This is a genomic window from Arcanobacterium phocae, from assembly GCF_900105865.1.
GTDB classification, from domain to species: Bacteria; Actinomycetota; Actinomycetes; order Actinomycetales; family Actinomycetaceae; genus Arcanobacterium; species Arcanobacterium phocae.
On the sequence record NZ_LT629804.1, the window covers coordinates 917431 to 931152 of the forward strand.

The 13722-nt window shown below is 51.1% G+C and carries 11 protein-coding genes; 8 read left to right on the forward strand and 3 right to left on the reverse strand.

What is annotated here, in order from left to right:
• Window positions 1-4: 4 nt before the first annotated feature.
• Complete coding sequence (locus BLT51_RS03940) at window positions 5-1813, forward strand: ABC transporter ATP-binding protein (protein WP_172801315.1); 1809 nt, start codon at window positions 5-7, stop codon at window positions 1811-1813.
• Entirely contained in the window at window positions 1810-3540 is a 1731-nt protein-coding gene (locus BLT51_RS03945; protein ID WP_091280155.1) for an ABC transporter ATP-binding protein, read from the forward strand. Before BLT51_RS03940 ends, BLT51_RS03945 begins: the two co-directional genes overlap by 4 nt.
• Here BLT51_RS03945 and BLT51_RS03950 read toward each other — a convergent pair.
• Window positions 3537-4187, reverse strand: coding sequence for a hypothetical protein (locus tag BLT51_RS03950; RefSeq protein WP_091280158.1), 651 nt, complete (start codon window positions 4185-4187; stop codon window positions 3537-3539). The genes BLT51_RS03945 and BLT51_RS03950 overlap by 4 nt on opposite strands.
• Window positions 4188-4273: 86 nt before the next feature.
• On the opposite strand from BLT51_RS03950, the gene typA reads away from it, so the two are divergent.
• The 5 genes from typA (at window position 4274) to BLT51_RS03975 (ending at window position 10168) form a co-directional block, all read left to right on the forward strand.
• Window positions 4274-6196 carry a translational GTPase TypA gene (gene typA, locus BLT51_RS03955; protein WP_091282557.1) on the forward strand — a complete coding sequence of 641 codons (1923 nt, stop codon included), beginning with the start codon at window positions 4274-4276 and terminating at the stop codon, window positions 6194-6196.
• Window positions 6197-6203: 7 nt separating this feature from the next.
• Window positions 6204-6578 carry a hypothetical protein gene (locus BLT51_RS03960; protein WP_091280161.1) on the forward strand — a complete coding sequence of 125 codons (375 nt, stop codon included), beginning with the start codon at window positions 6204-6206 and terminating at the stop codon, window positions 6576-6578.
• Window positions 6575-8260, forward strand: coding sequence for a VanW family protein (locus tag BLT51_RS03965; protein WP_091280164.1), 1686 nt, complete (start codon window positions 6575-6577; stop codon window positions 8258-8260). Before BLT51_RS03960 ends, BLT51_RS03965 begins: the two co-directional genes overlap by 4 nt.
• A gap of 91 nt (window positions 8261-8351) precedes the next feature.
• Window positions 8352-8675, forward strand: coding sequence for a ferredoxin (gene fdxA, locus BLT51_RS03970; RefSeq protein WP_091280166.1), 324 nt, complete (start codon window positions 8352-8354; stop codon window positions 8673-8675).
• Between the two features lie 161 nt (window positions 8676-8836).
• Window positions 8837-10168, forward strand: coding sequence for a citrate synthase (locus BLT51_RS03975; RefSeq protein ID WP_091280169.1), 1332 nt, complete (start codon window positions 8837-8839; stop codon window positions 10166-10168).
• A 53-nt stretch (window positions 10169-10221) separates the two neighbouring features.
• Here BLT51_RS03975 and BLT51_RS03980 read toward each other — a convergent pair whose 3' ends face one another.
• Both BLT51_RS03980 and BLT51_RS03985 read right to left on the reverse strand, forming a co-directional pair.
• Entirely contained in the window at window positions 10222-10866 is a 645-nt protein-coding gene (locus BLT51_RS03980) for a Maf family protein (RefSeq protein ID WP_091280173.1), read from the reverse strand.
• Window positions 10863-12527: a DUF885 domain-containing protein gene (locus tag BLT51_RS03985; RefSeq protein ID WP_091280178.1), complete on the reverse strand. Its 1665-nt coding sequence runs from the start codon at window positions 12525-12527 to the stop codon at window positions 10863-10865. Before BLT51_RS03985 ends, BLT51_RS03980 begins: the two co-directional genes overlap by 4 nt.
• Window positions 12528-12643: 116 nt before the next feature.
• Here BLT51_RS03985 and BLT51_RS03990 point away from each other — a divergent pair, with 116 nt between their 5' ends.
• A complete protein-coding gene (locus tag BLT51_RS03990; protein ID WP_091282559.1) occupies window positions 12644-13684 on the forward strand; it encodes an adenylate/guanylate cyclase domain-containing protein in 1041 nt (346 codons plus the stop codon).
• Window positions 13685-13722: the final 38 nt, after the last annotated feature.

Below are 13722 nucleotides of genomic sequence, written 5' to 3' on the forward strand. Positions count from 1 at the left end.
TGCAATGCCACGAGGAGATAAAACGCGGGTTATTTCCTCTTCTTTTCGCGAGAATTGGCAACTGCTCATAGTGACGACGACGGTGACGTTACTCCTCTTCGTAGGTTCCGCACTAGTTCCGTGGGCTTTAGGAATCTTCTTGGATTCGGGTATTGAACGCGGGCTTACTGCGTCGCTGCTCCCGGGTGGTCTCCTTGTATGTGGAGTCATTTTGATCCGTGCGTTCGGTGCGCTTGGCACACCGATGGTTCTCTTAGCTTGGCTCCGCGGAACGGTAACCTGGCAACGTAATATTGTGACACATGTTTCGGGCCGAAGAATGTCACGTAAGTCGGCATTATCGGCTGGTGAGATCGTCGCGTCAGCAACTTCTGATGCACCGAAAATCGGTAACTTGATATCTACCAGTACCGAAACATTCGCGGCAACAGTAGCTTTCATTTTGATCGCAGTGCTGATGATGCGCTCGAATCTTTTGCTGGGGCTTGTTGTGACGATTGGGTTACCGATCGTGGTTGTGCTGATGACACTCCTGATCCGGCCGCTGCAGTCACGGCTATCAGCAAACCGTGAAGAGCGTGGAAAACTAACCACACTAGCAGCTGACGCGGTTGTTGGCCTGCGCGTGATACGTGGCGTCGGTGGAGAAGACGTCTACAGTGAACGCTATGAAAAGCAGTCTGCGCACGTAATGGAAACTGGCATCAAAGCTGCGTTTATCCAAGCTGTCTTAGGCGGTCTAACCACTGCTGTCCCAGCATTGTTTTCCGCCGTCGTCATTTCGTTAGGTATCTGGCAGGTCTATCAGGGGCAGCTCACCTATGGTCAACTGGTGGCGTTCTACGGGTACACCGCGTACTTGTCCGTACCAGTTTCATCAGCTACCAGGTTTTTCCAGGTGGTAGCAGATGCGAAAGTTGGCGCTCGCCGTATCGGCAGGATTTTGAGTACTGAGCCGACGACGTCGAATGCTCGCACCCTAGCTCAACCACCGGTAATTAACTGGGATCAAGCTGCGCTCACGGATCTGACGTCGGGAGTACGCATCGAGCCAGGGAAGCTAACCATGATCGTCTGCTCGCACCCAGACGTGGCAGCACAATGTGCGCAACGATTAGCGCGAATAGATGATGAATCTGAGATCGAGGTAGCTGACGGGTCCGTCGTCGTCAAACTTTCCCAGCTACCGCTGGCGGACGTCCGAGACGGGATCGTGCTGTCCGGGGCAACTGCGCAACTATTTCAAGGACGGGTCCGGTCAAATATTAATGGGCCATATGCCGATGATCTGGTTCCGCGTACGATCGCTGAGCAAATGGCGGATACCGGGGACGGCTCCGGGCAAGCAACACGCCAACATCGTGGACACCCGCAGGCCGCCAGTGATCAACAATTATACGCAGCGTTAACGGTGGCTGATGCGAACGACGTCGTGCTCGGACTTGCCAACGGACTCGATGGCTATATCGCGGAACGTGGACGGTCACTGTCGGGCGGGCAACGCCAACGGTTGGCCTTAGCTCGTGCCGTCTTACATAATCCGCCGGTACTGATTGCGATTGAACCAACGTCGGCGGTCGATTCTCATACCGAGATGCGAATTGCGCGTGCGTTATCCGTCCAGCGTGCCGGAAAAACTACGGTGGTCGTTTCGCTGTCGCCGATTATGTTGCACCAAGCTGATACGGTTATCGTCCTGAACCCGGACGGTACCGAACATATGCGCGGTAGCCACGATGATCTGAGCCAGGATCCGTTCTATCACGCCTTAGTGCAACGCACCGCAGTAGACGATCAGGAGGAGAACCAGTGAAGCTACCAATAGCCCACAATGCGACTATTGTTCGGAAACTGCGTGCCTTGGTTACCCGATTCAAAACCGATCTCGCGATTGTGTTGGGCGTGCAATTATTAGTTGCGCTGGCAACTGTTGTGTCACCGTGGATTATCGGCCGGTCGTTCGATGCGGTCAATGCCGGTGTACCCGGAACAGTGATTCGCACCAACATAATTATTTTGATCGTCGCGGTTGTTATTCAGTCGGTTACCGCAGGAATTGGAGAATACACCTCTCGAGTTCTAGGGCAGAAGATCTTTCATGATCTGCGCGTGGACCTCGTTCAAGCCGTCACCCATTTGCCATTATCAACGGTGGAATCGGCTGGAACTGGTGATTTATTAGGTCGCACGACGACGGACGTAGACCGGATCGAATTCGTGGTACGGGTAGGAATATCACGCATCGTCATGCTCTCGATGCAAGTAGTAGTGACCGTGGTTGCGGCCGTTTTAGTTGATTGGCGTATCGGCATTGTAGTGGCACTGTCGTTTGTGCCAGTTGTACTACTGGTTCGCCGCTACTTGCGCCGCACGATTGCAGCATATCTGGCAACGTCTGCACTGAACGCAGAAATCTCTGGCGACATTACGGAAACCGTGGAACATGTTGCCACGGTGGACGCGTTCGCGATGCGAGATCATCGGATCTCGCGGACAATGTCACTGTTAACCGAACAGTGGGAGAACGAACGGTATACGGCAGCAATGCGGGCCTTGTTCTCTTTCTCAATGGTGATCGTGCTCTTTTCGCCGATTATTGTGGCAGTTGTGTGGGGTGCATGGCTGATCGGGCTCGGATACGCTACCGTCGGTTCTGTGACAGCGGTTGCGCTATACGCCCAGCAACTGCGCGGACCGGTAGACGAACTATCGTGGTGGGTTGACGAATTACAATTCGCCGCAGTTGCATTAGCGCGTATTTTCGGTGTTGCCGATGTGCCACCTGATCGAATAATCGGGCCAGATATGCCTGATGGACAAACGGTATCTATTGAAGATGTGTCATTTGAATATCGGGCGGGTGTTACTGTACTTGACAACGTTACGATGGCGATTAATCCAGGCGAAAAAATCGCTATTGTTGGCCCATCGGGGGCCGGTAAATCAACATTGGGACGGTTAATTGCAGGCGTTAATCCGCCTTCACGAGGGCATATTCGCGTTGGGGCAGTTGAGGTGACGCGCATCGAAGAAAAGCGTATGCACTCAACTGTTGCGCTGGTGACTCAAGAAAACCATATTTTCGTTGGGAGCATTGCTGATAACTTGCGCTTTGCAGCACCTGATGCGTCCGATGCGGAATTGTGGAAGGCACTCGACGTCGTCGATGCTACGTGGGTACGAACAATGCCCGAAGGGTTAGCGACGAAAGTTGGTTCGGGAGAACGCGAGCTGGCTCCGGATCGAGCACAGCAATTAGCGTTAGCTCGAATCGTGTTGCTTGATCCTGACATCGTTATTCTTGATGAAGCCACGTCGCTTCTTGATCCGACGGCGGCGCGCTCCACAGAACGTGCGTTGGCACGGATTTTGCAGGGGCGTACCGTGATATCCATTGCGCACCGGCTTTACACCGCATATGACGCAGATCGGGTATGCGTGATGATAGATGGAAAAATTGCAGAACTAGGAACGCACGATGAGTTGGTGGCCGCCGGTGGCGAATATGCCTCCTTGTGGCACACGTGGCAGCAAGACTAGATCAACACGAGCGTTGCCACGGCACTGCTCAAGAGCACGAGCGTTCCGGCAATGGGTAGGGGAAGGAAACGCGACGTCGTCGTTTCGTCCCACTTTTCGCCCGTGAGCGCTAGCCGACGGCGCAACGCTGAATCCGACCGGATCGCGTGGGTGCGAATATTGAGGGAATCGGCTGCAAACGGTAGTGGAACAACAATCTCCCGCGGTTGCGGATCTTTCCAATCTATTGGATCGGGCAGACTGCGCTTGCGCTCACGCCACGAGTTATATAGCAACCCAACCCTGGAGGGAAGCACCCATACCGGGATTTTCTTGCCAGATTTGGTGTAGATATATAACCCCCACCGGTTCAGGGCTTCGGAAACATCTGCCCACGGAATGAAATATTCGCGCGCCAGATTAATAACGTGGATTCCTTGTGGCAGAACGATTAATCGCGGGTTCCACCAGCCTACCCAGCCCACAAAAGACAAGAAGGCTACGACGGGGAGTGAGAAGAGGATTTCCTTCAATCCGCCGTTGATCCCAGACGCAACCACAATAACGAACGAGAGAACCCATAAGAGGTAGGCCCAAAAGTGGCTGTTTTCACCGCGTAATGTCACATTCATGAAGTTAATTGTCGCAGGTTGTTCGTTCGCTCGCATTTCGTTGTATGTAAGCGAACTGTGTCGGTGCTACATCGTAAACTGGCATTATCTGAATAAGACATTAATTTAAAGGGACTTTTATGATTCAAACACGCGCCGATCTGCGAAACGTTGCCATTGTTGCTCACGTTGACCACGGTAAAACTACGCTGGTAGACGGCATGCTATGGCAGGGCGGCGCATTTGATGCCCGCGCAACGGTTGAAAAAACGGGTGAGCGCGTTATGGATTCTGGTGATCTAGAACGCGAAAAAGGTATTACGATTCTTGCTAAGAATACGGCTATTACCTACCATGGTCCATCAGCTAAGGACTTTGGAGCGCCGGACGGAGTAACGATTAATGTTATCGATACCCCGGGGCACGCCGATTTCTCGGGTGAAGTTGAACGCGGACTGTCCATGGTCGATGGTGTGGTACTGCTGGTGGATGCGTCGGAAGGCCCATTGCCGCAAACCCGTTTCGTGTTGCGTAAAGCCCTGGAAGCCAATAAGCCGGTTATTACAGTTATCAACAAGGTTGATCGTCCGGACGCACGTATTTCTGAGGTTATCGAAGAAGCTCAAGATCTATTGCTAAATCTTGCCTCGGACATCGACAATCCAGATCTTGATCTGGATAAGATTCTTGATATCCCAGTTATTTTTGCTGCTGCTAAAGCCGGACGGGCTGACACAGTACAACCAGCTGATGGTGAACTACCAGCAAATGAAAACCTCGAGCCGCTGTTCCGAGCAATTCTTGAGTATATTCCAGCGCCAACCTATGAAGAAGATGCTCCGTTGGTTGGTCAGGTGACAAATCTTGATGCTTCGCCATTCCTTGGCCGGTTGGCACTTGTGCGCGTGTATTCAGGCGAGCTAAAGAAGGGCGCATGGGTTGGATTGGCCAACGGTCCAGATTCGGAAATCGAGCGTGTTCATATTACTGAGTTGCTCCGCACCCAAGGCCTAGAGCGTGTTCCGGGCACCAGTGCTGGACCAGGCGATATTGTGGCGGTTGCTGGAATGCCGAATATTATGATTGGCGAGACTCTGGTAGACCTTGAAGATCCGCGCCCAATGCCGCGTATTCATATTGATGATCCGGCGATTTCGATGACCATTGGTGTTAACACCTCGCCGTTGGCAGGTAAGGTTAAGGGGCACAAGCTGACCGCTCGTCAGGTACGTGACCGTCTCACTCAAGAGCTAGTGGGTAACGTGTCTATCCGCGTTCTTCCTACCGATCGTCCAGATGCCTGGGAAGTTCAAGACCGTGGCGAATTAGCGCTAGCAATTTTGGTTGAAACTATGCGTCGTGAAGGATTCGAACTGACCGTTGGTAAACCACAAGTCGTGAAGCGTGTCATCGATGGCGTTATTCATGAGCCGTGGGAGCGTGCCACAATCGATGTTCCGGAAGAACATTTGGGTGCAGTTACCCAGTTGATGGCGGCACGTAAGGGGCAAATGACCACCATGTCGAATCATGGTAGTGGTTGGGTCCGGATGGAATTCTTACTTCCATCGCGCGGTATGATCGGTTTCCGTACTCAATTCCTTACCCAGACCCGTGGTACTGGTATTGCGGCATCGATTTCCGAAGGCTATGCACCATGGGCTGGCGATATTGAATCGCGTAACACTGGTTCGTTGGTTTCGGACCGTTCCGGCCAAGTAACAGCGTTCTCGTTGCAACGCCTTGAAGATCGTGGAAGCTTCTTTGTAGATCCAGGTGAAGAAACTTACGAAGGTCAAATCGTTGGTGAGAACCCACGCAATGAGGATATGGAAGTGAACGTCGTCAAGGCCAAAGAAATGACGAATATGCGTTCGGCAACTGCTGACGCATTTGAAACACTCCAAGCCCGGCGCAAGCTTACACTCGAAGAATGTATCGAGTTTGCTGCTGACGACGAATGCATCGAAGTCACTCCAGAAACAGTTCGGGTGCGAAAAGTAATCCTCAGCACGACTGAGCGGCTGCGCGAAGCAGCTCGCCGGAAGCGTGCCGGCAGAAAGTAACTTGAGCATGGTTCGCGCGATTGCAGGAACTCTTGTGGGGGCTATTGTGGCAGTTTTGTCGCTCGTAGCGTACTCTGGTCCGCTTGATCAGCCTGTTATTGGGTTGACCATGGCCAGCGGACTAGTCATGTCTGGCTCATGGTTTGTTTATCGGTTAACGCACAGACTAGGGTGGTGCTTTTATAGCGCTACGCTCGTTATTGTGACTGGCTGGATGGTCTTTTTCCCACCCACCGATGACATCTTGTTTACAGACCAATCATGGGCATTAGACGCTTGGCTAATCCTTGTTGCGATTAGCATAGTTCTGCCGGTAATAATCGACCGTGATACACCACGAGAACAAGCCGAAAACATGTCAACTGAAATCGAGATGCCATGACACAACAACGTATGCTTTCAATTTTGCGTTCGCGTTACGGCATTATTGGAATCGCGGCGATAGTTATAGTCATTGGCTACCTCGCTCTTGCTGTTGCACTGGCAAACCATATTCCAGCTGGTACTAAGGTTTCTGGTGTTGATGTTTCAGGTCTGACGCAACAACAAGCTCAGCAGACGCTGGCGGATGCCCTTGATCCGATGCTACATGAGCAGCGCGAGGTCAAACTTTCAAACGTTGAACACGATCCTGTTTTCCTTGACCCGGAAGGGCTGGAATTGCAGGTTGATACCGAACGAACCTTAGATCGTCTCACCGGTTTTTCATTGAATCCGCTAAGGCTGTGGCGGCACATGTTTGGCGGCGATAATTTTTCCGCGTTTGTTCGAACAAATTCGGAAAGTTTAGCTACACAGCTGGATGCGATTAGCGAAACTACCGATCGCGCTGCGCGCGATGCCACGATTCGGTTAGAAGAAGCTCAGCCGGTAGTTGAGAAAGCCGTTGATGGTGTAAAGCTTGATAAAGAACGTGCGGCAGATGTTATCGAACAATCGTGGTTAACCAACACTGATGCTATCGTACTGCCTGTAGCGGTTACTGAAGCCCAAGTGACAACCGAAACAGCTACCGAGTATGTTGATACCCTGTTGACGCCACTACTTGAAAAACCGCTTTCTCTAACTGTAAAAGAAAAACTGGTAGAGCTGTCTCCAGCTCAGATTGCTGCGGCGATGACCATCGAATACAAAGACGGTTTTGCCTTTTCAATAGATAGTGAAAAGATTCGCGATGTCGTAGAACAAGTGCAACCAGGATTACTGACTGCACCGAAAGATGCGAGCATCGCAATTGAAAACTCTGCGGTAAAAATTACGCCAGCTGTTGACGGCGAAGCTATCAATACTGAAGCATTGGCATCTGATATGCTCGGCGTAGCTAAAAGTAAGAACCGCACAGTCACTGTTCAGATCGACGTCGAGAAACCCAAGCTGAGTACCGCAGATATTGAAGGCTTAGGCGTCAAAGAGATTGTTGCGGAAATATCCACGCCGTTCTATGAAGACCCGGTGCGTTCAACTAACCTTCGTGTGGGGTCAAGCTATGTCACAAATACCTTGGTACGTCCAGGTGAAACCTTTGATCTGCAAACAGCGCTGGGGCCACTGGAAGAGTCGCGTGGCTTCGTGCGTTCTGGCGTAATTGTTAACGGTTTCCCAGCCACAGATATAGGCGGCGGACTGTCACAGCTCGCAACGAATGTGTTTAACGTCGGATATCGAGCCGGGCTAGAAGACGTTGCGCATAAGCCACACACCGTCTACTACGATCGCTACCCGATGGGGTTAGAGTCAACAATCTGGTATGACCAGATCTTTGTGAAATGGAAGAATACCACTCCGTACGGTGTCCTCATTGAATCATTCTTAGATGGGTCAAAAATTACTACTCGACTCTGGTCAACAAAGTATTACGATGTTCAACTTCATCAAGGTCAACCGTATAATTTCGTCAAAGCACAAACCAAACGAAATCCGGCAACTGATTGCAAGCCGTCCACACATAAGAAGGACGGATTCTCAGTAGAAGTAGGCCGAACTGTGAGCCTTAATGGGGAACAAATCGAAGATTCCCGGAATGTTGTCCACTATGATCCATTGCCTGCTGTGACATGCGATTAGCATGCGTGGAACGAAGTATGACTAAGACGACTAGCAAACTGCCGTGCACAGGTCGATAATTGAAGTAGCGCACGAATAGAAAGAGGAACTCATGACGTACGTAATCGCATTGCCTTGTGTAGATATTAAAGATCGGGCATGCGTTGATGAATGTCCCGTCGATTGCATCTATGAAGGTGAACGCACTCTCTATATCCATCCGGACGAATGTGTGGACTGCGGTGCATGCGAGCCGGTATGTCCAACGGAAGCAATCTACTATGAAGATGATCTTCCAGAAGAATGGAGCGAATATCATCGAGCTAACGTAGAATTTTTTGATGATCTCGGCTCGCCGGGGGGAGCAACTAAACTCGGTCCTATCGCTAAAGACCATCCGTTGATAGCTAACCTCCCGCAAGGTATCAACGATTAATCTGTTTCCCTGATAGTTCGTTGCATTTGGCAGTGAGGTATCAGGGATTTTTCTACCCAGTATTTATCTCAACATCAAAACAAATATTGATAATTACGGTAGTGTGATGTGTATCGTACTCATTATGTAGTGAGTGGCGAAGAGAGACGAAGGAGCGGGCAATGGCAAAACACGCGAAACTAATTGTTGATGGGCGCCATCTCGATCTGGAACGCGTCCTAGCCGTATCTGGCAATGATGGTTTCAAGATTAACTCTATGCTGGCTACCACAGGTGCAGTAACCTTGGATCCAGGCTTCACCAACACTGCCTCGTGTACCTCGGCAATCACCTATATCGACGGTGACGCTGGAATTTTACGCTATCGAGGGTATCCGATTGAGCAACTAGCTGCACACTGCTCGTTCCTAGAAGTGGCATATTTACTGATATACGGGCAGCTTCCAGATGTTGAATCGTTAGCAGCTTTCACCCATCGGATTAAAAAACACACACTGTTGCATGAAGATTTTCGTTCATTCTTCACTGCGTTCCCGTCATCGGGACACCCCATGTCTATATTGCAAGCCGGAGTAGCCGGCCTGGGTACATACTATGAGGATACGTTGGACCCAACCGATACTGAACAACGGAATTTGGCTACCGTTATTCTGCTGGCGAAACTTCCAACGATGATTGCCTATATTTCGAAACGGGCAACTGGATTGCCGTTGCTTTATCCCGACTCGGCAAAGTCGTACACCGAAGACTTCATCCGAATGACGTTCGCATTGCCGTACCAGAACGACGATGTAGACCCAACTATCATTAACGCTCTCGATAAACTCTTTATTTTGCATGCAGACCATGAACAGAACTGTTCAACGTCAACCGTGCGCATGGTCGGGTCAGCACAAGCCAATATCTACGCGTCGGTGGCTGCTGGGGTAGGGGCGTTGTCCGGTCCTCTTCACGGTGGTGCTAATGAAGCTGTGCTTGCTATGTTAGGTCATCTGCGTGAAACCAGAACCCCGATAAAAGATTTTGTTTCGCAGGTGAAAGACAAGAAAAACGATGTGAAGCTGATGGGCTTTGGACATCGCGTCTACAAGAACTATGATCCACGCGCAACAATTGTCAAAGATATTGCCGACGACGTTCTCGGCGCACTATCGGGCGATGAAGAACTCTTTGATATGGCACGTGAGCTGGAACAGGTTGCGTTAGAAGATGATTACTTTATCGAACGCAACTTGTATCCCAACGTGGATTTTTATACCGGTCTGATTTACAAGGCGATGGGTTTCCCAACGAAAATGTTTACGCCATTGTTCGCACTAGGTCGGCTACCAGGCTGGATAGCCCAGTATCATGAGCTAGTCGATGATCCTGCCCAGAAGATTGGTCGGCCACGGCAAGTTTATGTTGGGTCAGATGCGCGCGACTGGGAGCCACTTGGGGAACGTCAAAAACGGTATTCGGGCTTCAGCGAACCACTCGACTATCAGGTCTAAAATTAGAACGCCGTGGAGCGCGGACAAAGGTTGTGCCCACACTCCATGGCGTTTCAGAGTTTCCAGAATTCGGTAATCGAATGACCCAACTCATGTAATAGGTTACGCACCAACGGTAGCGAGATGCCGACAATGCCGTGGTAGTCGCCCTCGATGCGCTCGACAAACGGGCCACCAAAGCCATCAACGGTGAAGGAGCCGGCAACATGCAGTGGCTCTTCGGTAGCAATGTATGCGTTGATCTCGGCATCGGTTAGCTGAGAAATGTAGACCAAAGCAGTTGAAACAGCCTCGGCATGCTGTCCGGTCTCGACATCGATAATGCAGTGTCCAGTATGAAGCGCACCTACCTGTCCGCTCATGGCATGGAGACGTTCGCGGGCTACTTCTGGTGTGTGTGGTTTTCCAACGATAACGCCGTTCATTTCGAGCATAGAATCGCATCCGACGACGACGGTTGGTTGCGGATCGTGCTGAGTGCGTACGACGTCGTAAATAGCGTTGGCTTTGCTAGTAGCAAGAAGCTGCACCTGACTGGTTGCGAGCGTGCGCGCATCCAAATCCGGGTGAGCGGCAGCAAAAGCTTCGATTAGCGAATCCTCATCAAGATCAGCAACCCGAACGAGTGGAGTGATCCCCGCGTTAATAAGGGTTTGGCGCCGAGCCGGTGATGCAGAACCAAGAAGCAATGTTTTCATGCCAACGCCTCACCCAGCACGTCAAGTCCAACTGAGCCAAGGGACAGTGCCTTAGTGTGCCATGCTTTGAGATCAAATGCGGCGCCTTCGCGTTGCTGTGCCTGTGCACGCAACTGCTTCCACATCCGATGACCGATCTTATAGGCAGGTGCTTGACCGGCCCACCCGAGGTATCGGTTGAGTTCAAAGAGCAAGAACGAACGTTCCATGGCTACGTTGTCCTGCAAGAACTGCCAAGCAACGTCCCGGTTCCAGGTAGGGCTAATGTGCTGGTACTGCGTAGGGGCTGGCTTTTCCAGATGAACCCCGATGTCCAAAACAACGCGGGAAGCACGTAGCCGTTCGGCGTCGAGGACGCCCATGTAGTCACCTGGCTCATCCATATATCCCAGTTCACGCATAAGGCCTTCGGCATACAGTGCCCAGCCTTCGCCGTGTCCGGACACCCAGCAGAAGTTTCGGCGCCACATATTTAGTTGGTCCTTGAGATAGGTTGTGTAGCCAATTTGTAGATGGTGTCCTGGTACGCCTTCATGGTATACAGTTGTTTTTTCTTGCCATGTTGTGAAAGTTTCTGTTCCAGCTGGAACAGACCACCACATGCGGCCTGGACGAGAGAAATCGTCTGACGGGCCAGTGTAATAGATGGCTCCGGTACCAGACGGCGCAATTTTGCATTCGATCTTCTTCATCGGAAGGGGGATGTCAAAATGCGTATCAGCTAAATCGTTGAGTGCTTGATCTGAGATTCCTTGCATCCACTCCTGGAGCGCTTGAGTTCCGTGCAACTGGCGGGCGGGATCATTGTTCAGACGATTCATCGCCTCGGCCACACTGACTCCCGGACCATACAGCTCGTGAGCGATACGTTGTTGTTCGGCGATAATTCGTTCGAGGTCGGCAACGCCCCATTCATATGTTTCGTCTAGATCAAGATGAGCGCCCACAAATTGGCGGATCTGGCGATCATAACGCTCGCGACCGAACGCATCCCGGGAGGAGCCATGCGGAGCAACTTCAGCAGTTAAGAAATCAGATAGTTCGCCGTAGGCTTGCCGTGCTTGAGTGGCTGCTTCGTAAAGTTTTTCGGCTAGATGCGGAAAGGCTTGTGCGCCGCGCTGTGCGAGCGTCTTCAGGGCGGAATTTTCGCCAGCAACCTCATGTGCTTCGGTAATTGCGAGGTTAATTTGTCGCTTAGCGTGTGCCGGCCCGTGAGCAACTCGTAATGTAAGAGTTTCTTGCCATCCGCGTAGTGCTTGTGGAATGTTGCGCAGACGTTGGGCCACTAGTTCCCAGTCTGCTTGGGTCTCGGTAGGCATTAGGTCAAATACTTCCGTGATGCCTTGTAGCGGCGAAGCGATGTTGTTGATCTCCCCGAACTCGTAGGCGTCGTAGTTTTCGAGTTCTAAGCCGAGGCGTTCCCGCATGGCCGCGATGGTGACGCGATCGACGTCGTCTACGGGTTCGAGGCTATTGAGAGTTTGTAGTGTGGAGCGTTGCAGGTCGGCAACCTCGGCTAATCCAACTGGAGAATAATCAGAAAATGTCGATTCGTCAGCCCCGGAGAGTCCAAGCGAGGTGACGCTTTCTGGTGATCTGTCAAGGATTCCTTGAGAGTATGAGTTTGCAAGTTCGTCAATTTGTGTTTGTGGTCTAGTCATAACTGTCAGTTTACCGGCAGACGGACTGAAGAAAATAGTAGTACCCTAATGTGAGTTAAAGAAATATGGCTTTTGCCTTCAAAAATGACAGTAAACTTGCTAGAGTAGTGGATGTGATGCAAGACACACCTAATTATGGTATAGATGACGAAGTGACGACGGTCGAAAAACACGCCCGTCGGCTCTTAGGAGGCGCCCCGAAATACGCCCTCCATCAGGCTGCTGACTTAGCTGGAATGGATGTTGATTCGGTACGTCGTTTTTGGCGGGCGATGGGTTTCCCGTATATTCAAAATCCAGATAGTGTTCTTTTTACTGAATACGATATTGACGTGATGCGAGCGCACCAAGATTTTGTAAAACGCGGGAAAATGGATGAGGACACCCAAAATTCTTTGATCCGTGCCCAGGCCCAACTTTCCGACCGAATCGTTTTGTGGCAATACGAAGCCTTAGTCGAAGAAGCTGAAAATCGATATGGTCTGGATGAAGTGTCAGCACGCTACTGGGTGCTTGACCATATCCAAGACTATGAGCAGTTCCTCATATATCAAACAAAATACGCATGGCGGCGGCATTTGACCGCGTTCTTGCGGCGCACTGAAGTGGAACTGGAAGGTATGTCATACAGCGGCGGTGACACCATGCCGCTGACACGAGCCGTTGGCTTCGTTGATCTGGTATCGTTCACTCAACGTTCCGGTGAGTTATCGCCACACCAATTAGTCGACTTCATTCAAACCTTCGAATTTACCTCCCGTGACGTGATTTCAGCTCACGGCGCACGCGTCGTCAAAACTGTTGGGGACGCGGTTTTGTATATTGCTGATGATCTGCGTACTGGGGCAACGGTTGTTGCTGAAATTGTCAGAGCATTGCGAGCAACCCCGGGTATGCCACAAGTTCGAGCTTCATTAGTGTGGGGTGGACTTGTCTCCCGCTTTGGTGATGTATTCGGGCCAAAAGTTAATCTCGCCTCACGCCTTTGCTCGATCGCTCCGGTCGGCGGGATATTAGTAGACCGGCCAACAGCTGAAGCCCTCAAGCGACTTGACGAGCATGCCTACCGTATCGAACCCTTTGGAACACCGAACCTTCAGGGAATCGGAAATATTGATGCAGCTCAGCTTCACGTCACTAATAATACAGTTTCTTAACCACCAAACATCTGAAGATTCCTTTACTATGGGAAGTA